The sequence below is a fragment of the Lutibacter sp. genome, from assembly GCF_046055765.1.
In the GTDB taxonomy this organism is placed as follows: domain Bacteria; phylum Bacteroidota; class Bacteroidia; order Flavobacteriales; family Flavobacteriaceae; genus Lutibacter.
The window spans coordinates 12,272-38,758 of the sequence record NZ_JASFZF010000096.1; the positions used below are offsets into that span (position 1 = coordinate 12,272).

Consider the following 26,487-nt stretch of genomic DNA (forward strand, 5'->3'; position numbering starts at 1 on the left):
GTTAATTATGATTTAAACTTAAATTATGTTTTTTACAAATTTATTGGTGGCAAAATTTTACCTGTGCATTTTCCAAAACCAATACTAACTTCATTATTTTTACAAAATCCTCGTAAAATTACATTATCGCCATCATTAAAGAAAACACGTTTAGTACCATCTTTTAAGGTGATTGCTTCTTTACCACCCCACGAGAGCTCCAACATAGATCCGTAACTATTTTTTTCTGAACCTGAAATTGTTCCACTACCCATTAAATCACCAGATCGTACATTACAACCATTTATTGTATGGTGTGCAAGTTGCTGTTCCATAGTCCAGTATAAATATTTAAAATTGGTGTTGCAAATCTCGGTAAGTTCACCATTTTGAGTTTCTATTGAAGCTTTTAACTTGATATCAAAACTATTATTTGTAGTTTTTTGCTTTAAATATGTAAGTGGAGAAAGATCTTGTTTTGGACTTTCACATCTAAAAGGTTCTAAAGCGTCCATTGTAACTATCCAAGGTGAAATTGTTGAAGCAAAGTTTTTACCTAAAAATGGACCAAGAGGAACATATTCCCATTTTTGGATATCTCTAGCGCTCCAATCATTTAGTAATACCATTCCAAAAATATATTCTCCTGCTTCGTCAATTGAAATTGGTTCTCCTAAATTATTAGCGTCAGTAGTTATAAAAGCAGTTTCTACTTCCATATCTAAACTTTTTGAAGGTCCAAAAACAGGTGTTGTTTCGCCTTTTGGGAGAGATTGCCCATAAGGTCTATGAATTGGTGTTCCAGAAACAATTATAGATGATGAACGGCCGTGATAACCGATAGGCATATGTAACCAATTTGGCATCAAGGCATTTTCTTTTCCTCTAAACATAACGCCAACATTGGTAGCGTGCTCCTTACTTGAGTAAAAATCGGTGTAATCACCTACATTAATTGGGAGTAACATTTCAACTTCATTTACATCAAAAATTATTATTTCTTTGTGTTTAACATTATCTCTTAAACTTGAATTTTTTTCATCAAAAATTTCAGCAATTCTATTTCTAACCAAACGCCAAGTCTTTCTACCATCAGAAATAAAGTCATTTAATGAATCTTGCATAAACATATCATCTGTAAGTGGAATTCCATCAAAATAACCTAATTGATGAAATGCACCTAAGTCAATTGCATACTCACCAATTCTTGTTCCAATAGTGATAATGTCATCTTTGGTGAAAAACACCCCGAAAGGAATGTTTTGGATTGGGAAATCACTTTCTTTTTCAACTTTCAACCAAGATCTTCTTGTTGGATTATTAGCAGTTATTAACATCTATATAAATTATTTTAACTAGTTACTAAATATTTATACCAAATATATAAGATAATTGTTAAAAGAAAAATGAAATTAGTACTTTTGCTATTAATTTTTTAAAAAAATAAATAATGCAACGTGACCAACTTATTTTTGATTTAATTCAAGATGAAAAAGAAAGGCAAACTAACGGAATAGAATTAATTGCTTCAGAAAATTATGTGAGCAATCAAGTGATGGAAGCTACAGGTTCTATACTTACAAATAAATATGCTGAAGGTTATCCTAACAAGCGTTATTATGGCGGTTGTGAAGTGGTTGATATTATAGAGCAGATTGCTATTGATAGAGCAAAAGAGCTTTTTGGTGCTGAATATGTAAATGTGCAACCACATTCTGGTTCACAAGCAAACGCAGCAGTTTATCAAGCGGTGTTAAACCCAGGTGATAAAATTTTAGGGTTTGATTTATCACACGGTGGACATTTAACACATGGATCTCCAGTTAATTTTTCTGGAAAATTATATAAAACTTCTTTTTATGGTGTTGATGAAGAAACAGGCGTTTTAAATTATGATAAAATTCAAGAAATAGCTAATATTGAGAAACCTAAATTAATAATTGCAGGTGCATCAGCATATTCAAGAGATATGGACTTTAAGCGTTTTAGAGCAATTGCTGATTCAGTTGGAGCTTTACTAATGGCTGATATTTCTCATCCTGCGGGTTTAATTGCAAAAGGCATTTTAAATGATCCAATACCACATTGTCATTTTGTAACTACAACAACTCATAAAACTTTAAGAGGACCTCGTGGTGGTATTATCATGATTGGAAAAGATTTTGAGAATCCATTTGGATTAAAATTAAAGAATGGGAATCTTAAAAAAATGTCAAGCCTAATAAATTCTGCCGTTTTCCCTGGAAATCAAGGTGGACCATTAGAACATGTTATTGCTGCTAAAGCTATTGCATTTGGAGAAGCATTAACCGATAATTTTTTACATTATCAAATAAAAGTAAAGAAAAATGCTGCAGCAATGGCTGAGGCATTAGTGAGTAAAGGTTACAAAATTATTTCAGGAGGAACAGATAATCATAGCATGCTAATAGACTTGCGTAATAAAAATATTAGTGGAAAAGATGCTGAAAAAGCATTGGTGAAAGCTGATATTACTGTTAACAAAAATATGGTGCCTTTTGATGATAAATCACCATTTGTAACGTCAGGAATAAGAGTTGGTTCTGCCGCAGTTACAACTAGAGGAGTCACTGAAGATGATATGAGAATTATTGTTGATTTATTAGATGAAGTTATTAATAATTATGAAGATGAAGCTATTTTAGAGCGCGTTGCTGAAAAAGTAAATGCTTTAATGGCTCACAGACCTTTATTTACTTGGTAAAAGTATAATTACAATTAAAAAATCCCACTTTATGTGGGTTTTTTTATGATAAATTTTAATTCTACTGTTATATTAGTTCCATAATTTACTTGAGTATTTTGTATATTAATTGTTAAATAATTACACACATAGATATTAACTATTCTAATATTATTAATATCAATTATATTTATAAATATAATTGATTTAAATCGTATAATTTTGTTTTAGAAATAATTTAAACATATAAAATATAAAGATATGGAATCAAATCAAGAAATTACATCAATGCCAAGAATAGGAGATAAAGCTCCTGAATTTCAAGCGGTAACAACTCAAGGGAATATCAATTTTCCATCAGATTATAAAGGAGATTGGGTGATATTATTTAGTCATCCAGCAGATTTTACACCTGTGTGTACTTCAGAATTTATGACTTTTGCAACTATGGAAGATAAATTTGCAAATGCAAATTGTAAATTAGTTGGTTTATCAATTGACGGTTTATATAGTCATATCGCTTGGTTACGCTCAATTAAAGAAAAAATTGAATACAAAGGAATGAAAAATGTTGAAGTAAAATTCCCTTTAATTGAAGACATTACTATGAATGTTGCTAACAAATACGGAATGATTCAACCAAATGAAGCTACAACACAAGCTGTAAGAGCTGTATTCTTTATTGATCCAAAAGGAATTATTAGAGCAGTCATTTATTATCCATTAAGTTTAGGTAGAAATTTTGATGAATTATATAGAGTTGTAGTAGCTTTACAAGCAGCTGATGAATTTGGAGTTGCAACTCCTGCAGATTGGTATCCTGGGGATGATGTTATTATTGGTCCTGCAGGTTCTTGTGGAACTGCCCAAGATAGAATGGAAGGTAAAGAAGAAATGGATTGTAAAGATTGGTATTTCTGTACTAAAAAGCTAGGTAAAGAAGAAGTTTTAGGTAAAATTTTAAAAAAATAATAGAACTCTATTAAATAAAAAAATCCCGCTAATTAGCGGGATTTTACTTTTAATCTTCGGATGCTCTTTCTAATAACTTATCATTAATTATTTTACTGGTTTTAACGCCTAACTTTTTAATATTTTCTACTTTTTTAATTAAATTACCTTTTCCTGTAAGCTTTTTCATAGACGTATCATAAGTTCCTTGTACCGTTTTTAGCTGATTTCCAACTTTAATTAAATCATCTGTTAAATTTACAAATTGATCATACAATCTACCTGCTTGGGTGGCAATTTCAATGGCATTTTGTTGTTGTTTTTCGTTATTCCACATACTGTCAATAGTTTTAAGTGTTGCTAAAAGAGTAGTAGGAGTAACAATTACAATATTTTTTTCAAATGCTTTATTATATAACTGATTATCAATATTTAAAGCGATAGCAAATGCCGGTTCAATAGGTATAAATAACAACACAAAATCAGGTGATTCCATGGTATAAAGGTCCTCATATTTTTTGGCACTTAATTGCTCTATATGTCTTTTAAGCGAATTTACATGTTCCTTTAAAAAGTGTTGTTTTTCAGATTCATTTTCAGCACTTACATATTGTTCATAAGCAGTTAAAGTAACCTTTGAATCAATAATCATTTTTTTATGATCGGGTAACTGAATAATTACATCAGGTAATACACGTTTTCCATCTTCATTGGTAAAACTTTGTTGTACAAAATATTCTCGTTCTTTCTCTAAACCCGATTTTTCTAAAACACGTTCTAAAACTAATTCCCCCCAATTTCCTTGTATTTTACTGTCGCCTTTTAATGCTTTCGTTAAATTAATCGCTTCTTTACTCATTTCTGAATTCGAAGCTTTAAGATTGTTTAATTGCTGTTCAAGTGCGGAGTGCATTCTAATGCTATCTTTTTGGGTATTTTCTACTTTCTCTTCAAAAGTTTTAATTCTCTGCTGAAGCGGATCTAAAATAACTTTTAAATTGTCTTTATTTTGTTTTGTAAATGTTGTTGATTTTTCTTCTAATATTCTATTTGCTAAAATTTCAAAATCTTTGGTGAATTTTTCTTGTAATTTTTCAACTTCTGCTTTATTTTCTGAAAGTTTTTCTTCCAAATTGTTTAGTTCAGAAACCTTTTGAGTATATCTCAAATCTATTTCATGTTTCTCCTCACTTAAAGAACTTTTTTCATTATTTAATTTACTTATAATTAATTCGTTAGAGTCTTTATCTTCAAGTAATAGTTTATTTCTAATTTCTAATTCAGAAGTTAACTTTTCAAGTCTATTTTTAGTTATCAATCTACCAATTACAACACCAATAATTGAAGCTATAATAAAAATGAAAATACCAATATAATACTGTTCCATAATTTAATTAAAATTAATAATTTGATATCCTTCAGTTTGAAAATGAACTAATGCAGTTAAAGCTGAAAGAGCCAATTTAATATTCGACGATTTATTTTCAATTTTAAATCCATTTGCAACATAAGATTGTCCACACACAAACAACTCAACATTCGATTTCTTAAGTTCTTGTAGTAATTTACTGTTTGGATTTTTTATTTCAAATTGATTTTCAAAAGCAATATCGTTTATAGTGTATTTTGTTGCTGCCCCATGTAAAATAATAACTATCTTCATGTTTTCTAATAATACTCCTTGTTGTGCATGCATATTTAAATAACGTGCAACAGTATTAAGCAAAGGATTTACACCATTTTTTTTAGATTTATCAGTAAAAATATCAAAAATTATTTTATACTCTGTATTAGTTTTCAATAATAAATCAGGGTTTTTAATAGAATAAACTTTCCCGTAACCTTTAATAATTTCGGCTTCTTGACCAATAATTGAAGTGAAATTAACCAAAAAGAGTAAAAGTATTATATTTTTCACAACCGTAATAATTTAAATATTAGTTTATAAAAGTAAGATTTTTATCTTTGTTGAAATAACTTCAAGTTTAAAAATAAAAACGGAGTTATTAACAATGATATGAAATATTTTTCTCGATTTATATTATACACAATTTTAGGTTGGAAAACTGTTGGAGAATTCCAAAAAGATTTAAAAAAATGTGTTATTATTGGCGCTCCACATACGCACTGGCTTGATTTCCCTCTTGGAATTGCTATTAAATTTGCAGAGGAAGTACCAGCAAACTATATTGGTAAAGCAGCATTATTTAAGCCTCCTTTTGGTTTTATTTTTAGATGGTTAGGAGGAACTCCAATTGACAGAAATACAAGTACCAACAAAGTTGATGCTATTGTAGAAGTGTTTAACAATAATGAAAAATTTATTTTAGCGCTTTCACCCGAAGGAACTAGAAAGAAAGTAGAAAAATGGAAAACAGGATTTTATTATATTGCAAAAGGAGCAAATGTACCAATTGTGATGATAACATTTAATTTTAAAGATAAAGAAGTTAAAGTCTCAAAACCATATTATCTTACTGATAACAAGGAAAAAGACTTTAACTTCTTTCATGAATATTATAAAGATGTTATAGGTAAAATACCCGAAAATTGCTAAGCCTTATAAAATGGTAACCTAACAACAACTGCAGCTAATGTTTTTTTACGAACCTGTATAAAAATTTGAGTATCTCGCTTAGCGTATGCTTTTTCAACATAACCTAAGCCAATTCCTTTTTTAAGCGAAGGACTCATAGTTCCTGAAGTAACTTCACCAATAATAGTACCATTTTCATTCACTATTTCATAACCGTGACGTGGAATTCCTTTTTCAGTTAATTCAAAAGCAACTAATTTTTTTGTAACACCTTCTTCTTTATGCTTTTTAATTTCTTCAGCATTTACAAAGTCTTTGGTGAATTTTGTAATCCATCCTAAACCTGCTTCAATAGGTGAAGTAGTATCATTAATGTCATTTCCATATAAACAGAATCCCATTTCTAATCGTAGCGTATCGCGTGCAGCCAAACCAATTGGTTTAATGCCATATTCGGCTCCGGCTTTAAAAACCGCATTCCAAACTTGCTCAGCATCTTTATTTTTAATGTATAATTCAAATCCACCTGAACCTGTATAACCTGTAGCAGAAACTATGACATCATCCATTCCAGCAAAATTACCTATTTTAAAAGTGTAATATTTCATTTCAGTCAAATCAATCTCAGTTAAAGATTGTAACGCCTTAGCTGCTAATGGTCCTTGCACGGCCAATAGTGAAAATTCATCAGAACTATTAATCATTTCAACACCTAAGTCATTATGTTGTGAAATCCAATTCCAATCTTTTTCAATATTTGAAGCATTTACAACTAATAAATATTCTTCATTATTAATTCGATACACTAATAAATCATCTACAATTCCACCATCAGCATTTGGCAAACAACTATATTGTACTTTACCATCTATTAAAACAGCAGCATCATTTGAAGTAACTTTTTGAATTAATGCCAATGCATTTTTACCTTTCAAATAAAATTCTCCCATATGTGAAACATCAAAAACTCCTACGTTATTTCTAACAGTTTTGTGTTCAATATTTATACCTTCGTATTGAACAGGCATAATATAGCCTGCGAATGGCACCATTTTCGCACCTAGTGCTTGGTGAATATGAGTTAATGCAGTATTTTTCATTTAATAAAGTTTTGTATTGCTAAAATACTAAATATTCGAGAATTCGATTGGTAGTATTTTACCTTTTTATCAACTAATTTTACAATGATAAAATTATTTTTTTAGTGTAAAAAATGGTTTTAAAATTTTATTTCTGAAGTGCTTGTTCCCAGTCTTCAATCAAGTCTTCAATATGTTCAATCCCCACAGATATTCTTAAAAGATTGAATGGAGTAGAACTGTTTTCACCTTCAACAGATTTCCTATGTTCAACTAAACTTTCAACACCTCCCAAACTAGTTGCTGTTGTAAAATAATTTAAGTTGGTTGATATTTTAATAGCTGCAGCTTCATTCCCTTTAATTAAAACTGAAATCATAGCCCCAAAACCATTTTTTAGTTGTTTTCTTGCGATTGAATATTGAGAGTGACTTTCCAAACCGGGATAATGCACTTTTTCAATTTTTGGATGTTTTTCTAAATATGTGGCTAATTTAATAGCGTTTTCAGACTGTTTTGTAACTCGTAAATGTAATGTTTGAATACCCCTTGTAATTAACCAACAATCAAAAGGAGAAGGAACTGCACCAGATAATAATTGAATTGCTTTAATTTTTTTAGCTATTTTATTATTATTTACAACAATGCAACCACCAATCACATCACTATGACCTCCAAAATATTTAGTAGTTGAATGCATTACAATATCGGCTCCAAGCTTTAATGGATTTTGTAAAACAGGTGTGGCCCATGTATTATCCACAGCACAAATTATATTATTTTTATGAGCCATTTTAGCAATTTCAGAAATATCACTAATCTTTAATTGTGGGTTAGAAGGTGTTTCAATCCAAATTAAAGAAGTAGCCGGTTTTATAGCATTTTTAATAGCTTTTAAATCGCACATATCTACCAAATCGTAGGTTAAATTCCAACGTATAAAAACTTCATCTACTAATTTATTTATTGCATAATAAATGTCATCAGGTAAAATAATATGGTCACCCGTTTTTAAACTTTGAAAAACAGCACTAATTGCTGCCATACCTGAAGAAAAAGCATAGGCATGTTTACCTTGCTCTAATTGAGCAATGCTTTGCTCTAATATCATACGGTTTGGGTTATTAAGGCGTGCGTAAATGAAATTGTTATTATAAGTTCCATCTTCATTTCTTTCATAAGTACTCGATAAATATATTGGTGTGCTAACAGGCTTTGAATCCATAAATTTATTTTCTATACTTTTTATGGCTAAGGTTTCAAATTTTGGTTTAGATTTCATTATAACTAATTTACACTTTTCTATGAATTTAGCAAAAATTGTTTTAATTCCTCATAAGTAGAAATAGGTATTGAAACTTTTTCTCTATCAATTACTTCCTTTATTTGTGTAGGAAATTCAATAGTTTCATTGATTACAGGTTCAACAACATCTAAAAATTTAACTGGATGTGCAGTTTCTAAAAATATACCTTGGGCATCGTTGTCTGATAAGTATTTTTTCAACCCTAAATAACCAACTGCTCCATGTGGATCAGCAATATAATTTGAATTATCCTTTATGAATTTCAATGCCTCACGTGTCTCATCATCTGTAAAAGAATAGGAGGTAAGATGGTTTTTTAATTCTGCATCGTTATTTTTATAGATTTCTAAAATTCGTACAAAATTACTTGGATCCCCAACATCCATAGCATTAGAAATGGTTTGTATTGAAGGTTTTGGAGTATATATTCCAGTTTTTAAATAATTAGGAACAATATCATTTACATTTGTTGAAGCAATAAATTGCTTTACTGGTAAACCTAATTGCTGCGCCATCATTCCTGCACAAATATTTCCAAAATTCCCACTTGGAATAGAAAAAATAACGTCCTTTTTCTTGTTTTTTAATTGTTTATAAGCAAAAAAGAAGTAAAACATTTGTGGCAACCAACGTGCAACATTGATAGAATTCGCAGATGTTAAATTTTTATTTGAAGTTAACTCTTTATCCGAAAAAACGTTTTTAACCATCGTTTGGCAATCATCAAAAGTACCACTTACTTCCAAAGCTGTAATGTTTTTCCCTAATGTTGTTAATTGCTTTTCTTGAACATTACTTACTTTTCCACTTGGATATAAAATTACAACTTCAACACCTTCAACACCTAAAAAACCACTTGCTACCGCGCCACCAGTATCACCTGATGTTGCAACTAAAACAGTAATTTTAGTTGTGTTTTCTTGTTTATTAAAATAGCCTAAACAACGAGCCATAAATCGTGCACCAACATCTTTAAAAGCCATTGTTGGTCCGTGAAACAGTTCTAATGTTGAAATATTTTCTTCAATTGGTACTACTGGAAAATCAAAACTAAGTGTCTCTTTAATTATTTCTTTTAAATCAGCTTCAGGAATTTCATCAGCAATAAATTGTTTAATTACTTCGTAAGCAATTTCTTCATTTGAAAAGTAACTGAGATTATTAAAAAAGCCTTTTACTAAGGGTTTAATTTTCTCAGGAAAATATAATCCTTTATCGGGTGCTAAACCTTTAACTACAGCATCTTTAAACGATACACTTGGTGCTATTTTATTTAAACTATAAAAATTCATATTACTTAATTTCTAAAATTTTTATTCCTTTTGTATTTACTTTTGAAACATGGATATCATATTCAATTCCAACCTTATCATACACTAATTTCATTGTTTCAGCGACTTTTGTAGCTATTTCCTTTCCTTTACTTAATGCAAAAATAGAAGGTCCTGAACCTGAAATTCCACAACCTAAAGCACCGGTATTTATGGATTCCTCTTTAACTTTATCAAAAGCTGGTATTAAAATAGATCGAATTGGCTCAATTATATAATCTTCTAAAGAACGACCTATTAATTCATAATCATTAGTGTATAAGCCACTTATCAAACCCCCAACATTACCCCATTGTTTAATAGCATCTTTCAAAGGAACTGTAGTTTTTAATATATTTCTAGCATCAGAAGTTTTAATTTCAATTTGTGGATGAATTACTGTTGCAAACAATTCACTTGGTGTATTTATTTTAATAATATCTAAAGGTTCATAACTTCTAACCAATGTAAATCCACCAAAAAGGGCAGGAGCCACATTGTCTGCATGAGCAACTCCACTTGCTAAACGTTCACCTTCCATTGCAAAACGAACTAAATCTAAAGGGTTAAATGGTTTTCCTAATAATTCATTAATTGCCCAAACTGCACCCGCTGAACTTGCAGCGCTGCTTCCAATACCACTTCCAGGTTTTATACGTTTATCTATTTCAATTTCAAATCCAAAATTACTTTCTATTTCAGCTAATAAAGCTAGAGCAGCAACTCCCGCAACATTTTTGTGAGTTTCTTTCGGTAAATTTTGACCAATAATTTTAGTAATTCTCACACCTTTTTGTGAAACTTTACGAATTGTCATTTCATCGCCTACAGTATCAAGTGCTAAACCTAGCACATCAAAACCGCAAGATATATTAGCAATGGTTGCCGGAGAAAATATTGTTAATTCATTCATAATTTTAATTATTTCCAATTCTAATAATGTCAGCAAATAAACCAGAAGCAGTAACATCAGCTCCAGCTCCAGCTCCTTTAATTATTAAAGGTTGCTGACTATATCTTTCTGTAAAAAAAAGTACAATATTGTCACTTCCTTCTAAATTATAAAAAGGGTGGTCTGAAGTAATTTCTTTCAAACCAACTTTTGCTTTTCCGTTATCAAATTCAGCAACATATTTCAATCTACAATTATTCATTGAAGCATTCTGATATATTTTATTAAAATGAGTTGCTTCAACATTTAATGTTTCCATAAAATCGGCTAAAGAAACTGCTTCTAAACTTGATTGCGGTAAAAAAGAATCATTTTCAATAGCATCTAATTCTAATTTTGTTCCACTTTCTCGAGCTAATATTAAAATTTTTCGCATCACATCTACACCACTTAAATCAATTCTTGGATCGGGTTCTGTATACCCTTCAATACCTGCTTTTTGAACAACTTCATGAAAAGAATTATTTTCATTAAAATTATTAAAGATAAAGTTTAAGCTCCCTGATAGAACTGACTGTATTTTAGTTACTTTATCTCCAGATGCAATTAAATTTTTTAAAGTATCTATTATTGGTAATCCTGCTCCAACATTGGTTTCAAATAAAAACGGAGCGTTGTACTCGCGAGCTAAACTTTTTAAGTTTAAATAATTTGAATAGTTTGATGAACATGCAATTTTATTACACGTTACAACTGCCACACTTTCTTTTAAATAATTGGCATACAAGCCTGAAATTCTTTCATTTGCAGTGTTATCAACAAAAATGCTATTTCTATAGTTTAATTCAGTAACCTTAGCGTGAAATAAATCCATATTTAAGTTTTCTGCATTCTCTAACGGTACATTCCAATTTTCTAAATCAATGCCATCTTCATTAAACAACATTTTTTTAGAATTTGTTAAAGCGATTACTCTCACTTGAATTTTCAAGTTTTCTAGCAAATACTGTTGCTGATTTTTAATTTGCTGCACTAATTTACTTCCAACGTTTCCAACTCCAACAACAAACAAATTTAACTGTTTTGTCTGATCTTCAAAAAAGGCTGAATGTAAGGTGTTTAATGCTTTTTTTATATCTTTATGCGCAATTACCGCTGAAATATTTTTTTCTGAAGCACCTTGGGCAATCGCCCTAATATTTACATTGTTTTTACCCAATGTACTAAACATTTTACCACTAATTCCTTGATGACTTTTCATATTATCACCAACCAGTGCAATAATTGCATTGTTTTTTTCAACCAATAAAGGTTCCACTTTGTGTTGCTCAATTTCGTAACTAAACTCGGTATTAATTACTAATGTTGCTTTTTCCGCATCAGAAGTATCAATGGCAATACAAATTGAATGTTCTGAAGATGCCTGTGTTATTAACGAAACATTAATTCTTTGCTGAGATAACGATTCAAACAAACGTTTAGAAAAACCTGGAATACCTACCATTCCACTTCCTTCTAAAGTAATTAAAGCCATATTCTCGATATGACTAATTCCTTTAATTGGATTTTTGTTAGATGAAACTTTGGTTATTAAAGTTCCTTCAGCTTTTGAATTGAAGGTGTTTTTTATAACAATTGGAATTTCTTTTTCTAATACTGGTTGAATTGTTGGCGGGTACAATACTTTTGCTCCAAAATGCGACAATTCCATAGCTTCTTGGTACGAAATATTTTTTATGGGAAATGCTTGACGAACAAATTTTGGATTTGCAGTGTACATTCCACTTACATCTGTCCAAATTTCTAAAATAGATGAATTTGTTGCTGAAGTTATAATAGCTGCTGTATAATCTGAACCTCCACGCCCTAAAGTTGAAACTTCACCTTTTTCAGTTAAAGCTACAAAACCAGGTAACACAACAACTTGATGTTTGTTTTGACTGAAAAAATCTTTAATATTTGAAGACGTTTTTTCAAACTTTACAGAAGCATTTGAGAAATTTTCATTTGTAACAATTAATTCTTGGGAATTTTTTAATATAACATCTAAATTACTGTATTTCATAGCTTCAGCAACAATAAACGAAGATAACAATTCTCCAAAACTCACTATTTTATCAGATGTCTTATGTGATAATTCATTAATTAAAAAGACTCCTTCAAGTGTACTCTCTAATTTATTTAATTTCTTTTTTATAGATCCTAAAACACTACTTTGATTATTTACAGGTATTAATTCTCTTACAACTTGCAAATGACGCTCTTCAATAGTTTTTAAGCGGTTTTTGTACAATTCGTTACTTTTACAAGCTAAATTTCCAGCTTCTAATAATAAATCTGTAACGCCTCCTAAAGCTGAAACAACTACGGCTACATTTGTACTATTAGCACTTTCTTTAACAATAGTTATAACTTTATTTATGTTTTCTGAAGAAGCAACTGATGAACCTCCAAATTTTAATACTTTCATGAGTTCTTATTTTTACTAAAATTAATTTTTGATTTCTAAATATTCCTTGTTTCATTTCTTATGAAAACGAATATGGGTACAGTTAATATGAATAGAAATAAACCCTAAAGGGTAATAGTAATTGTAGTAGTTGTAACAGCAAAGCCACGCATAGTAATTGCGTTAATTGTTAGATGATGTAATTCTTTAGCTTGCATATAGCAAAATTAATTATTTTTTCAAATCTACAAAGCTTTTCGTTAAATTTTGATACTATTTTAATTTATTTACAAAATAACTTCATATAAAACGGAATTTTAATATGTTTTTTATGAATACTTAAAAATTCCAAATCAAATTTTTTGATTTTTCTTAATCAAAATCTATGATAACTTGATTTTTTAACAAATCATCAAATGTTTCTTGTTTTCTAATTAAATAGTCGTTTCCTTCATGTAAAAGCACTTCTGCTGGTCTATAGCGTGAGTTGTAATTAGATGCCATTGAAAAACAATAAGCGCCAGCATTATTAAAACACAAAACATCTCCCTCTTTAATTTCACTAATTCTGCGGTTAGATCCAAACGTATCAGTTTCACAAATATAACCCACAACAGAGTAGTAGCGCTCTCTTCCATTTGGACTAGAAATATTTTGAATATGGTGATATGAGTCATACATCATTGGGCGAACTAAATGATTAAAACCTGAATCAATACTTGCAAAAACAGTAGATGTGGTTTGTTTAACAACATTTACATTTACTAAAAATTTACCCGCTTCACTTACTAAAAATTTGCCAGGTTCAAACATTAAGGTTAATTCTTTCCCATAATCTTTACAAAATAAATTAAATCTTTCCGTTAACTTTTCTCCTAATTCTTCAATATTTGTAGAAATATCATCTTCTTTATAGGGAACTTTAAATCCACTTCCAAAATCAATAAAGTCAAGATTTTTAAATTCAGTAGCCGTATTAAAAAGAATTTCTGTTGCCGCTAAAAAAACATCAATATCTAAAATATCAGAACCTGTATGCATATGAATTCCATTAATAGTCATTCCTGTATTTTCTACAACACGTTTAATATGAGGTACTTGATGAACAGAAATTCCAAATTTAGAATCTATATGTCCAACTGAAATTTTTCTATTTCCTCCAGCCATAATATGAGGATTTATACGTACGCATACTGGAATAGTAGGATATAAACTACCAAATTGTTCTAAAATTGAAATATTATCAATATTTATTTGAACACCTAATTTAGCTGCTTGTTCAATTTCTTCTAGTGAAACTCCATTGGGTGTGAAAATGATATCTTTTGGATTAAAACCAGCCTCTAAAGCTAATCTAACTTCCTGAACGGAAACCGTATCAATTCCAGAATTTAACTTTTTAAATAACTTTAAAATACTAATATTTGAATTCGCTTTTACAGCATAATTTAATTTTAAATTTTTAACACTTGAGAAAGCATTCGTAATACGATTGTATTGAGAACTTATTTTTTCGGAATCATAAACATATAAGGGGCTTCCGTATTTTTCTGTAAGAGACACTAGTAATTGATTATCCATTCTTTTTTTTTTGAAGTATCAAATGTATCAAATGTATTTAATTTTTAAAATATAATTTGTTTAAATTACATTATTTAATGAGTTGTTAAATTTTCAGCAAAAAACTTAATAAATTTGAAATGTGAGTTTTGTAATACTTTTTTAAAAATTAATATTCTAATTTTAAGTACTAATGCTTTTAAATATGAAAAAGATAAGTTTAATTATACTTTTTGTATTGAATTTTTCACAAGTTTTCCCTCAAAACAATGAAGGATATAAGAAATTCAAAAACGAGAAATTTAACACGAAACTTCATATGTTAAATTCTGTTCTGTTTGGGGGGATTGATCAAAAAGGCTTATCATTTAGAAGTGGGTTTAAGAAAAATCATTTAAGTTGGAAAAGACTAAATAAGAAAATTTTAACTATTGTTGAAAATGATTCTTGTAAATCTACAGATTGCAGTAATTATGTACATGATTATGCAAAAAGCACAAATTCAAATATTTCTTATTCCTACAATACTTATATTATATATAGTGGTATTGATGGTTTTAATAAGCGATTAAAATTAATTAAAGAAGCTAAAAAAAGTATTTATATATCTACTTGGGCAATTTATGATGATGAAACAGGCTTTTTATTAAAAGAGAAATTATTAGAAAAAGTAAGAACGAATAAATTGATTGACATTCGCATTATTGTAGATGGGCAAGTATCTGAAAGAAAGCTACATAATAAAATATTGGATAATCTTGAAATAGAAAGTGAAGGGCTAATTAAAATAATTCGTTGGCGTACTAAACCTTATCGGGCTAATGGAAATCATAGAAAATTATTTATTGTAGATGGTTTAAAATGTGTGTTAGGAGGTATGAATTATGGAAATATGTATTCTCATATTTCTGGTGCTGTTTTTTGGCAAGATGTTGATGTTTTTATTGACGGAAGCGCTGCAATGGATACGTACAATATTTTTGCCGAAATTTGGAATGAACAAGTTAAAAATAATAAACTTGCAAAATATTTTGATTTAATACCAAAGGTTTCTAAAGTAAATAGAGCTCCTAATTTATTAAAAACTATCCCAGTAGTTATCAACAACCATAATCCTGGAACAAAAAACAGGAAAGCGGATCAAAATATTACAACTGGAATTGTAAAATTAATTTCTGAAGCAAAAAAATCTATAGTTATTGAGAACGCCTATTTTATTATGACAACTCCATTTAAAAGTGCAATTAAAAAAGCGATTCACAAGGGTGTTAAAATAAGACTTTTAACTAATTCAGAAGCAAGTTTAAATGAGGTAGTATTATCTAACCCAATACTTACGTCCTCTTTAGAAGCAGCTAAGTTAGGGGTGGAAGTTTATTTAAAGAAAGGAGCATCCCTACATTCTAAATATTTGGTGGTAGATGATAAAATAGCAATGGTTGGAAGTTTTAACTTCCAACCAAGATCTTATTATTATGAGGGTGAATTGGTTGCTGTTTTTTTTGATACAATTATCAGTAAAAAACTCATAAATAAATTTAATGAGAATATTAAACCAGAGAAAGCAGACAAGTTGTTAATTAATAGAAATATTCAAATTAAGGATAATTTTAGAGCAAAACTTGCAAGAATATTCTTTTTTAACCAGCTTTAAATTATAATAATAAAATTATTTTTTAGCTCTTTCTGCTGTTAATTCAGCAATTTTAACTACAACATCTGTCGCTTTTTGAATAGATTCTGCTGCAACATACTCGTAACGACCGTGAAAATTATGTCCGCCAGCAAAAATATTAGGACAAGGCAATCCTTTATACGAAAGTTGAGACCCGTCAGTTCCACCACGAATTGCACTAATTAAAGGTTTAATGCCTAATTGTTTCATTGCTTCTTCAGCAATATCAACAACGTGCATTACAGGCTCAATTTTTTTTCTCATATTAAAATATTGATCTTTTATTTCAACTTCAACAAGGTTAGCACCTAATTTTTTGTTTAAATCATTTACTAATTTTTGAAATAAAACCTTTCTTTCTTTAAATAATTTAAGATCGTGATCTCTAATAATATATTGTAATTCAGTTTTCTCAACTTCTCCTTTCATATTATGAAGATGAAAAAAACCTTCATAGCCTTCGGTTTTTTCAGGAACTTCATTTTCTGGTAAAGAAGCGATAAATTCACTTGCAATAGTCATTGAATTTATCATTTTGCCTTTTGCATAACCAGGATGTACAATTTTTCCATTTATGGTTACAACAGCACCAGCCGCATTAAAATTCTCATATTCTAACTCACCAACTTGACTACCATCCATTGTATAAGCCCAATCTGCACCAAATTTTTCAACATCAAACATGTGTGCGCCTTTCCCAACTTCTTCATCAGGTGTAAAGCCAATTCTAATTTTACCGTGTTTAATTTCTGGATGCTCCATTAAATATTCCATTGCCGAAACTATTTCTGTAATTCCAGCTTTATCATCAGCACCTAAAAGGGTAGAACCATCAGTAGTAATTAAAGTTTGACCTTTATACAACAACAAATCATCAAAATAACTTGGTGACAAAACAATATTTTCTTCTTTATTTAAAATAATATCTTCTCCATTATAATTAGGATAAAATTGTGGTTTTACGTTAGTTCCTGTATAATCAGGGCTTGTATCAATATGAGCAATAAAGCCAATTGTTGGTACTTTAAATTCTACGTTTGAAGGTAATGTAGCCATTATGTAACAATGATCATCTAATGTTACATCTTCTAAGCCTATTTCATTTAATTCTTTCACTAAAATATGTGCCAAATTCCATTGTTTTTCTGTACTTGGGAAATCTGGATTATTTGGGTCTGATTGTGTATCTACAGTGATATACTTTACAAAGCGATCTATTATTTTTTGCATATTATTATATTTTTTTCAAAAGTAAGATTTTGATAAAGGTTTTACAATCAAATTATCATAAATTATTGCAAAAATTTTACTTTTTGAAGTATTGAAATTGCTTCACAAATTCGTTCATTTACATTCTTATCTCCGTAAATCTCTACAGAAGCATTAAAATAAGAGTTTTCAGTTCTTTTTGAAGTTAAATTAAATTGATGAAAAGTAAATTTATTTTTGAAACCTTTTGCAACATACCAATAAGCTTGTTTAGATTGATATGTATCAATTCCTGATTTTAAGAGTTCTAAATTATTAGCTACTAAAATAGAATCTGTTTTTTGATAGAAATTTTTATTTAAAGTTACTTTTCCTAAATTAAATGAAGTTGATAAAATGAATGATTCTGTGAGTTGTTTTAAAGTATCAGCCACAAATATTTCAGATTCATATTTACTAAAGTATAGCTTTGATTTCCAATTATTTGGAATAGTTAATATGAAGTTATTATTAAAATCTTTAATTTCTATTTTATTTACTGTTTTAATTGGATTACAATTAAATGATTTACTTAGCTTATATTGTTTATTACAACCCCATAGAAATAGTATAGAAGCTATTAAAATAATAGTTTTTTTCATACTTATTTAAGTATCATTTTTGCGATTACTTCATTACCAGAAAGCCAAGCAATGGCTGAAGATGCAAATCTAATTGAATAAAATCCTTCATCACTCACTTTTTCCCAATTTCTACCTGAGTTTTTTGAATAAAAAATACCATTTGTAGAAACAGCCATTATCTCTTTTCCTTTAGTTTTTGGTATATATTGAACACAACTCACATAGTTTGGTAAAGTACCCTCCGAAACAAGTTTCCAAGTTTTTCCTCCATCAAATGTTAATGCTTTATTTGCTGTTTCCCCAAATTTATCTGTATAATCTCCACCACAAATAATTCCTTGAGTTTCATTATAAAAATCTATAGTGTATATTCCAGTGGTGCTTTTTCCTTGAATTATAGGTGTTTCATACACATTCCATGTTAACCCCATATCTGCAGTGTGGAAAACTCTCGATTTTAATCCACCAGTAGCAATCCAGGCATTTTTACCCACAATAGCAATATTCGTATTACTCGCTGCAAAAGCTGCTTCACCTTTTTCAATTTTAGGTAAATTTTTACAAGTTACTTTTTCCCAAGTATTTCCTCCATCATTTGTTATTATTATAGATAAACAATTATCAGTAGGATCACCCATTGCAATTCCATTTAGTTTGTCAAAAAATCGCATCGAATCGTAAAAAACTTTTTTATCAAATTCCTTATAAACTATAGTAATTTTATTATTTTCAACCTTGTAGAGTAGTGCTGGATTACCAATACTTAAAGCAAAAACAGCATTTTTGTTTAGTGCTAAAGATCTAAAATGAGGCACAATTGTATCCGTTGAAATATTTTGAATTTCAGTAATTTTACCGGTTTCTGAAACAACTCCAATATCACCAATTGAACCCACATACACAGCAGATGAATCATTTAAAATTGCAATAGCACGAATACTTGTGCCATCCATTTTAAATTTTTCAATTGAAATTTTTATGCTAGCTCTTGATTTATATGTTTCTTTGCAAGAAATGATGGAAAATAAGATTACTAAGCATTGTAGAATTCTTTTCATTTTAATATTTTTAAAGTACTAAAATACATAAAACAATCATAGCTTTATGAAAAGAGCATTAGTTATTTCTGGAGGCGGAAGCAAGGGCGCTTTCGCGGGAGGTGTTGCACAGTTTTTAATGGAAGAAAAAAAGAGAAAATATGATTTATTCTTAGGTTCTTCTACAGGTAGTTTAATGGTTTCACATTTGGCATTAGGAATGATTGATGAGTTAAAACATTTATACACAAATGTTGATCAAAAAACAATATTTAGTAATAATCCTTTTTTAATAAGAAAAATTCATGGAGAAAAAGTTATAAGCATAAATCATCTTAATACGTTTTGGAATTTTATAAATGGCAGAAAAACATTTGGAGAAAGTAAAAATTTACGAAAACTTATAAAAAGGAATATTACAGAAGAAATGTATCAACAAATAAAATACAATAATATTGAGTCTGTAGTTACTGTATCTAATTTATCTACTAATAAAGTTGAATACAAATCAATTAATGATTGTACGTATAATGATTTTTGTGACTGGATTTGGGCTTCATGCAATTATGCTCCATTTATGAGTGTATTAGTTAAAGATGGCTGCCAATATGCAGATGGAGGGTTTGGGTGCATTGTTCCTATTAAGGAAGCTATTTTACGTGGAGCTACAGAAATTGATGCTATTATTTTAGAAACCAAAGTAACTCAAATTAATAGAATTCAATCTAAGAATCCTTTTTCTATATTATTTGACATTTTTGATTTTATGTTAGAGCATGTAGAGCGACATAATATTACTATTGGAAAATTATCAGCGAGTGATTATAATGTAAAGCTTAATTTATATTACACACCAACAGTTTTAACAACAAACTCTTTAGTTTTTGATAAAAAATTAATGACTAAATGGTGGGTGCAAGGGTATAAGCATGCACAACTTAAATATAATGAATTTACGAATGAATTTAGACCTAATTTATAATAAAATTTGATCTGATTATTGATTAAAAAAATCACTATCAATATACATTTCTTTTTCAAATTTATCTTCAAGTACAATCACATTAAAAGCCTTGCTATTTTTATATTTCAAAGTGCTTTCACTTTTACCACTAAGTCCACGAATATCATCTAACGCAGCTTTTAAAACAACTTCATTTTCATCACCAAAAGGTAAAATAGCATTCCAAAAATTATATTCTTTCACTTCAATATCCGGTGCAAATCCTTCTGCATAATCACTTTGACCTATTTTATTATATATTTGAAATACAATGGGTTGCATTGCTTTTAAATGATTTGGGTTTGCGCTTGAAATACTAGTGTATTTTGAAGATGGAGAATCATAAAGTGTAATAGAACCAACATTTTTACCATACGTTGTTGTACCGACTACTTTTACAGGAATAAAAGGTTTTAAACCATTAATAATCATTTCACTTGCTGATGCAGTGCTAGATGATGTTAAAACATACAACTGATTAATTGAAGTTAACCTATTGATAGACTCCTGACCAATATTATCACCATTTGAATTATAAACATCTAGCGTATTGTCAAAATAATAAAAGCCATCTTCATTTGAATGCTTACTATTAAATTTTAATTCCGCAAAAACATTTTCATTAGCATTATTATAAATCATACTTGCCAAATATGTGGCTGTTAAAACAGCACCACCACCGTTTAATCTTAAATCTAAAATTAACTCATCAATACCTTCGCTTTGAAAATATGAAAAAGCGGCATTCAATTCATCGTTGTAAGAAGATCTAAATGAATTATAAACCAAGTAACCAACTTTTCCCCCATCAATATTATTAAAAACAGTTTTAAAATGTACTGGATCTTCCGATAATTCAATTGCAGTTATTGTTTTATCTTCAATAGGAGTTAGAATATCGTTACTTTCAGAGACAAAAGACAACGTAATTGTTTCATTATTAAAACCTTTTATAACATTATTATAATTACTTTCATTTAAAACTGAACCATTGAGAGCATTTATAATATCACCTCTTTGTATTCCTGAATTACTTGCAGGTGAGTTTGGTGCAACATATCGCACATATATAATTATATTTCCACTACCATTTGTTGTAACGGCTTGCAAACGAAAGCCAAAAGATGTTGAAATTCCTTGAAATGCATTGTTTTGAACTTCATAATTATCAATAAACCAAGAAAACCTATCAGTTGTGCCAGGATTGTAGAGCAAGCTTTCAAATAAACTATCAGGGTTTGAGTAACTATTTAAATAAGAAAAATAAGCATTTGTATCATCATTTTTAGAATCTGCTAAATTAGGCACACCTGATTGCCAATTGTACCATGAATTCATTCCTTTCCATACAAAATCTTGAATTTCAATATTTTGAGGAACTTCAATATCATTATTTTTAGTACAACTTATAAAAACTATACTAAAAATTAAGTATATTAATAGCGAATAGTTAATTTTCTTCATTTTATAATTTTATATTTAACCTTAATTTAAGTCGAAAGATATTAATTTTTCTTACAAAATTTAATAGCCACTGTTACAAAAACGAAACTTGCTCGTCATAATTGTAACAGCAGCAAAAAATGTTGTAACACCAAACTTAAAATGAAGCAATCTGAGTTTTTAAAAACTGTAATGCCCTTTAAAGATAAAGTGTTTCGCGTGGCGAAAAGGTTACTTGTATCTACTGAAGAAGCTGAAGATGCAACTCAAGAATTACTTTTTAAGTTATGGAAAAATAAAGAAAAATTAAAAGAGTATAAAAGCATAGAAGCTTTTGCTATGACAATGACAAAAAATTATTGTTTTGATCGGTTAAAATCAAAACAAGCAAGTAATTTAACATTGATTCATAGTAATTATAAAGAAAATGGAACGTCTTTAGATAGACGAATGGAACTTAATGACAGTGTAAGTAAAGTTCATGAATTAATTGAAAACTTACCAGCGCAACAAAAATTAATTATACAGCTTAGAGATATTGAAGAATACGAATTTGATGAGATTGCAAAATTATTGAATTTAAAACCAACAGCAATTCGAGTAACATTATCTAGAGCACGGAAAACAATTAGAGAACAATTATTAAAACAACACAAATATGGAATTAGCTAACATAGAAAAGTTGTTGGAAAAATATCTAAATGCTGAAACAAGCATTGCAGAAGAAACAGCGTTGAAAACTTATTTCTTAAGTGATAATGTAGCTCCACATTTAGAAGAATATCAAGCATTATTCGGGTATTTTTCAACTAGTAAAAATGAGCGTTTTACAAAAACCATTCAATTAAACAGTAAAAAGAAGAATTGGAAATGGCTATCTGTAGCTGCCTCAGTAATATTACTAGTAAGTGTTTACAGTGGATATGAAAATATTCAACAAAGAAAAGCAGATAAAGTTTATGCCGAAACTATTGGCGCATTCCAAATGCTTTCAACAAATTTAAACAAAGGGAATGTTGCAATTACACAATTACAACGTTTTGGAAACACAACAAACAAAATTTTTAAACAACCTAAATGAAACAAAAAATGAAAAAAATAATCTTATTAATAACAATCGCACTAATATCATTTACAAATTATGCTCAAAATTCAATTTTTGACAAGTTTGAAGAAATGGATGACGTAACAACTGTAGTTGTAACACAAAATGCTTTTAAAATGCTTGCAAAATTTAGAGGCAGTGGAGAAGAAGGTAAAGAATACTTTGATATGGTAAAAGGTTTACATTCTTTTAGAGTTTTTACTACTGAAAATTCAGAAATAGCAAAGGAAATGGAAACTGTAGTTTTAAAATATTTAAAATCTGCAAAACTTACAGAGTTAATGCGAGTAAAAGACAAAGATGCCAAGGTGAAAATATATATTAAATCTGGTAAAGATGATGATCACGTAAGCGAATTATTAATGTTTGTTAGTGATTTACAACATAAATCAAACCAAGAAGCTGTTATTTTATCATTAACTGGAGATATTGATTTAAATAAAATATCTAAACTTACTGAAGCACACATTCCTAATAGTGGTATTAAAGAAAAAAATTAATAAAATGAAAGTATTTTTAAAATTCACAGGATTAGTTTTCGCAATAGTTTTATTAACAACTGCTTGTGAAACAAACCCTTCACTTCAAAAGTATTATGTAGATAGTAAGGAAAATAGTGAGTTTATCTCAATTGATTTACCTGCTAGCATTTTACAATTAAAAGACACGGAAGTTTCTGAAGACATTAAAAACACATTAGAAACTATAAAGAAAGTTAATTTTTTAGCATTGCAATTAAATGAAACAAATGCAGATTTATATGCTTCAGAAAAACAAAAAATAAATACGATTCTTAAAAACCCTAAATACAAACAATTAGTTCGTATGAATTTAGGAAAAAGTAATGTAAGTGTAAGTTATCTTGGAGAAGAAGATGCAATTGATGAAGTTATTATTTTTGGAGCTGACAATACTAAGGGATTTGCAGTTATAAGAATTATCGGAAAAAATATGAATCCATCAGCTATCTTAAAATTAACTCAAAAAATTAAAATGGATGATGATAATGCTCAATTGAAACAGCTTGGAGGGTTATTAAGTAGTATTAAATAAATTTCAAATCACATATATAAACTAGGCCATACCTAACACGTATGGCTTTTTAACGTGTTATTAACTTCTTTAAACACTAAAAAATACTATTTTTGAAGCCTTAAATTAAATTTTACGAATGAAAAATTTATTACTTACACTTATTCTTCTATTTTCGATACTTGGAACTGCTCAAAAAAAACAATATAGAGGAGAAAGAGAAAAAATTAACGACTTAGTACATACCAAATTAAAAGTTGATTTTAATTTTGAAAAAAGTCAAATGAATGGTGAAGCTTGGATTACTTTAACACCTCATTTTTATGCAACTAATAAACTTATTTTAGATGCAAAAGCTTTTAAAATTCATGAAATAATGTTGAACAAAGTGAAAGCTTCTTTTAATTATTCAGACAATGAATTAACAATAGATTTAGATAGAACTTATAAAAAAGGAGAAGAATATACTATTTATATAAAATATACTGCAAGACCTGAAGAAGTTAAACAAAAAGGTAGTAAAGTTATAACTGATGCAAAAGGACTTTATTTTATAGATCCTAAAGATGAAGATCCTAATAAACCTACTCAAATATGGACTCAAGGAGAAACTGAAGCAAGTAGTTGTTGGTTTCCAACAATAGATTCCCCAAATCAAAAAACAACACATGAAATTTATATGACTGTCCCGTCTAAATTTGTAACGCTGTCAAATGGAACATTAATAAGTCAAACTGAAAATAATAACGGAACTAGAACTGACTATTGGAAAATGGATCAAAAGATTGCTCCATACTTATTTTTTATGGGTGTTGGAGAATTTAGTATTGTTAAAGATAATTGGAATGGGTTAGATGTTAATTATTATGTAGAGCCTGAATACGAATCTGTAGCTAAAGATATTTTTGGATTAACTCCAGAAATGATGACTTTCTTTTCAAAAATAACAGGTGTTCCTTATGTTTGGGATAAATACAGCCAAATTGTTGTAAGAGATTATGTGAGTGGCGCCATGGAAAATACTACCGCTGTTGTTCATGGTGAAAATGCACAGCAAAAAAAAGGACAATTAATTGATAATAATGAGTGGGAAGAAACCATTGCACATGAATTATTTCATCATTGGTTTGGAGATTTAGTAACTACTGAAAGTTGGTCTAATTTAACTTTGAATGAATCATTTGCAACCTATAGTGTTTATTTATGGTATGAATATAAATATGGCAAAGACAAAGCAAATGCACATATGTTTGATGATATAAAAGTATATTTAGAAAGTCAAAGTGATAATAAAAAATTAGTCCGATTTTATTATAAAAATAAGGAGGATATGTTTGATCCTGTTAGCTACCATAAAGGAAGTGCAATTCTTCATATGTTAAGAGATTATTTAGGAGATGAGGCATTTTTTGAAGGCCTTAATTACTACTTAACAAAACATAAATTTGGGACTGCAGAAGCACACGATTTGCGTATAGCATTTGAAAAAATAAGTGGTAAAGATTTAAATTGGTTTTTCAACCAATGGTACTTTGGAAATGGACATATAAAATTAAGTGTAACTTATGATTATAACACCATAAATGGAACCGTTACTGTAAATATTAATCAGCAAGGGAATATTTTTAAATTTCCTTTGACAATTGATATTTATGAACAAAATAGAAAATTAAGGCATAAAGTTTGGGTTGATAGCAGACAAAATTCATTTACTTTTCCATTCAATAAACTACCAAAGCTTATAAATATTGATGCTAAACACGTATTGTTAGCTGAAATTACAGATAAGAAAACACTCAAAAACTACATCTATCAATTTAACAATGCTCCTCACTATTTAGATAGAAGGTTAGCTATTGAAGAAATTGCAATACATCAAGATGATAAAGAAGCATTTAGTACTTTAATTAAAGCATTAGATGATCCTTACTATGAAATTAGAATTTTAGCGTTAGAAAATATCGATTTGTTTCAAAAATATTATAAAAAAGAAGCCATTGCTAAAATTGAAAAATTAGCTCAATTTGATAAAAAAACACTTGTAAAAGCAGCTGCTTTAAGAGTTTTGGGAAAATTAATAGAACCTATTTACAAGCCTCTTTTTGTAAGAGGAATGAATAGCGAATCTTATGCAATTACTGGAAGTTCACTAATTTCACTATATCAAATTGATAAACAAACTACCTTAGATAAAGTAAATACCCTAAATGATGATATAAAAGAACATTTAGCAGATGCCATCACAAATATTTATATCAATGAAAAAGATAAAACAAAGCTCCCATTTATAGCTAACCATGTTTTAAAAGGTATGTTTTTAACAAAAAATAAACGTACTCAGCAATTATATTCCGAAGCTTTTAAATGGATTTCTGGTAGTGATAATAAACAAGCCATAGAAAATTTAACTAACGATTTTGTAAAATTAGGATTGCAGTATAAAAAATTCAGCTTCGATAAAATGGCAATAAATATGATCAATCAATTAGTTTATGCACAACAACAGTCTGATAACACAAATAAAGAAGAATTAATTCTTGTTTTAAAAACTGGACTAGCTAAGCTTATTGAATAACAGTTTAATTAAGTAAATT

23 protein-coding genes are annotated in these 26,487 nt (G+C 28.9%); 10 read left to right on the top strand and 13 right to left on the bottom strand.

What is annotated here, in order from left to right; all coding sequences use genetic code 11:
* Positions 1–32: 32 nt before the first annotated feature.
* On the bottom strand, positions 33–1,316 hold the full coding sequence (gene fahA / locus QM495_RS09390; protein ID WP_408671847.1) for a fumarylacetoacetase: 1,284 nt from the start codon (positions 1,314–1,316) through the stop codon (positions 33–35).
* Between the two features lie 113 nt (positions 1,317–1,429).
* On the opposite strand from fahA, the gene glyA reads away from it, so the two are divergent.
* Positions 1,430–2,704 carry a serine hydroxymethyltransferase gene (gene glyA / locus QM495_RS09395; protein ID WP_408671848.1) on the top strand — a complete coding sequence of 425 codons (1,275 nt, stop codon included), beginning with the start codon at positions 1,430–1,432 and terminating at the stop codon, positions 2,702–2,704.
* A 240-nt stretch (positions 2,705–2,944) separates the two neighbouring features.
* On the top strand, positions 2,945–3,655 hold the full coding sequence (locus QM495_RS09400; protein ID WP_408671849.1) for a peroxiredoxin: 711 nt from the start codon (positions 2,945–2,947) through the stop codon (positions 3,653–3,655).
* A gap of 49 nt (positions 3,656–3,704) precedes the next feature.
* Here QM495_RS09400 and QM495_RS09405 read toward each other — a convergent pair whose 3' ends face one another.
* Positions 3,705–5,021 carry a DNA recombination protein RmuC gene (locus QM495_RS09405; protein ID WP_408671850.1) on the bottom strand — a complete coding sequence of 439 codons (1,317 nt, stop codon included), beginning with the start codon at positions 5,019–5,021 and terminating at the stop codon, positions 3,705–3,707.
* A gap of 3 nt (positions 5,022–5,024) precedes the next feature.
* Positions 5,025–5,552, bottom strand: coding sequence for a DsrE family protein (locus tag QM495_RS09410; RefSeq protein ID WP_408671851.1), 528 nt, complete (start codon positions 5,550–5,552; stop codon positions 5,025–5,027).
* 99 nt (positions 5,553–5,651) lie between these two features.
* Here QM495_RS09410 and QM495_RS09415 point away from each other — a divergent pair, with 99 nt between their 5' ends.
* Complete coding sequence (locus QM495_RS09415; RefSeq protein WP_408671852.1) at positions 5,652–6,191, top strand: 1-acyl-sn-glycerol-3-phosphate acyltransferase; 540 nt, start codon at positions 5,652–5,654, stop codon at positions 6,189–6,191.
* Here the strand turns inward: QM495_RS09415 and gcvT are convergent.
* The 6 genes from gcvT to lysA all read right to left on the bottom strand — a co-directional run bounded on the left by gcvT (position 6,188) and on the right by lysA (position 14,787).
* On the bottom strand, positions 6,188–7,270 hold the full coding sequence (gcvT, locus tag QM495_RS09420; RefSeq protein ID WP_408671853.1) for a glycine cleavage system aminomethyltransferase GcvT: 1,083 nt from the start codon (positions 7,268–7,270) through the stop codon (positions 6,188–6,190). The two genes, QM495_RS09415 and gcvT, sit on opposite strands and share 4 nt — an antisense overlap.
* A 127-nt stretch (positions 7,271–7,397) precedes the next feature.
* Positions 7,398–8,531: a trans-sulfuration enzyme family protein gene (locus QM495_RS09425; protein ID WP_408671854.1), complete on the bottom strand. Its 1,134-nt coding sequence runs from the start codon at positions 8,529–8,531 to the stop codon at positions 7,398–7,400.
* 20 nt (positions 8,532–8,551) lie between these two features.
* A complete protein-coding gene (gene thrC, locus QM495_RS09430) occupies positions 8,552–9,847 on the bottom strand; it encodes a threonine synthase (RefSeq protein WP_408671855.1) in 1,296 nt (431 codons plus the stop codon).
* Position 9,848: 1 nt separating this feature from the next.
* Positions 9,849–10,778, bottom strand: a complete 930-nt coding sequence (locus QM495_RS09435) for a homoserine kinase (RefSeq protein WP_408671856.1) — start codon at positions 10,776–10,778, stop codon at positions 9,849–9,851.
* A 4-nt stretch (positions 10,779–10,782) separates the two neighbouring features.
* A complete protein-coding gene (gene thrA, locus QM495_RS09440) occupies positions 10,783–13,227 on the bottom strand; it encodes a bifunctional aspartate kinase/homoserine dehydrogenase I (protein ID WP_408671857.1) in 2,445 nt (814 codons plus the stop codon).
* A 351-nt stretch (positions 13,228–13,578) separates the two neighbouring features.
* Positions 13,579–14,787 carry a diaminopimelate decarboxylase gene (gene lysA, locus QM495_RS09445; protein ID WP_408671858.1) on the bottom strand — a complete coding sequence of 403 codons (1,209 nt, stop codon included), beginning with the start codon at positions 14,785–14,787 and terminating at the stop codon, positions 13,579–13,581.
* A gap of 184 nt (positions 14,788–14,971) precedes the next feature.
* Here lysA and QM495_RS09450 point away from each other — a divergent pair, with 184 nt between their 5' ends.
* Positions 14,972–16,420 carry a phospholipase D-like domain-containing protein gene (locus tag QM495_RS09450; RefSeq protein WP_408671859.1) on the top strand — a complete coding sequence of 483 codons (1,449 nt, stop codon included), beginning with the start codon at positions 14,972–14,974 and terminating at the stop codon, positions 16,418–16,420.
* Positions 16,421–16,435: 15 nt separating this feature from the next.
* Here the strand turns inward: QM495_RS09450 and pepT are convergent, their stop codons facing one another.
* From pepT to QM495_RS09465, 3 genes are all read right to left on the bottom strand, one after another.
* Positions 16,436–17,671, bottom strand: a complete 1,236-nt coding sequence (gene pepT / locus QM495_RS09455) for a peptidase T (RefSeq protein ID WP_408671860.1) — start codon at positions 17,669–17,671, stop codon at positions 16,436–16,438.
* Positions 17,672–17,733: 62 nt separating this feature from the next.
* The gene (locus QM495_RS09460) at positions 17,734–18,291 is read right to left on the bottom strand and encodes a hypothetical protein (protein ID WP_408671861.1); all 558 of its coding nucleotides are present in this window, start codon (positions 18,289–18,291) and stop codon (positions 17,734–17,736) included.
* Positions 18,292–18,293: 2 nt separating this feature from the next.
* The gene (locus QM495_RS09465; RefSeq protein WP_408671862.1) at positions 18,294–19,331 is read right to left on the bottom strand and encodes a WD40/YVTN/BNR-like repeat-containing protein; all 1,038 of its coding nucleotides are present in this window, start codon (positions 19,329–19,331) and stop codon (positions 18,294–18,296) included.
* 46 nt (positions 19,332–19,377) lie between these two features.
* On the opposite strand from QM495_RS09465, the gene QM495_RS09470 reads away from it, so the two are divergent.
* Positions 19,378–20,292 (top strand): patatin family protein, encoded by a 915-nt coding sequence (locus QM495_RS09470; RefSeq protein WP_408671863.1) that lies wholly within the window; start codon positions 19,378–19,380, stop codon positions 20,290–20,292.
* A 15-nt stretch (positions 20,293–20,307) separates the two neighbouring features.
* Here the strand turns inward: QM495_RS09470 and QM495_RS09475 are convergent, their stop codons facing one another.
* A complete protein-coding gene (locus QM495_RS09475; RefSeq protein WP_408671864.1) occupies positions 20,308–21,777 on the bottom strand; it encodes a S41 family peptidase in 1,470 nt (489 codons plus the stop codon).
* 141 nt (positions 21,778–21,918) lie between these two features.
* Between QM495_RS09475 and QM495_RS09480 the strand changes: the two genes are divergently transcribed.
* From QM495_RS09480 to QM495_RS09500, 5 genes are all read left to right on the top strand, one after another.
* Complete coding sequence (locus QM495_RS09480) at positions 21,919–22,428, top strand: RNA polymerase sigma factor (protein ID WP_408671865.1); 510 nt, start codon at positions 21,919–21,921, stop codon at positions 22,426–22,428.
* Entirely contained in the window at positions 22,415–22,837 is a 423-nt protein-coding gene (locus QM495_RS09485; protein WP_408671866.1) for a hypothetical protein, read from the top strand. Before QM495_RS09480 ends, QM495_RS09485 begins: the two co-directional genes overlap by 14 nt.
* Before the next feature lie 8 nt (positions 22,838–22,845).
* Entirely contained in the window at positions 22,846–23,361 is a 516-nt protein-coding gene (locus QM495_RS09490; RefSeq protein ID WP_408671867.1) for a DUF4252 domain-containing protein, read from the top strand.
* Positions 23,362–23,365: 4 nt separating this feature from the next.
* Entirely contained in the window at positions 23,366–23,914 is a 549-nt protein-coding gene (locus QM495_RS09495) for a DUF4252 domain-containing protein (protein WP_408671868.1), read from the top strand.
* A 118-nt stretch (positions 23,915–24,032) separates the two neighbouring features.
* Positions 24,033–26,468, top strand: coding sequence for a M1 family metallopeptidase (locus QM495_RS09500; protein ID WP_408671869.1), 2,436 nt, complete (start codon positions 24,033–24,035; stop codon positions 26,466–26,468).
* The last annotated feature ends 19 nt before the right edge of the window (positions 26,469–26,487 follow it).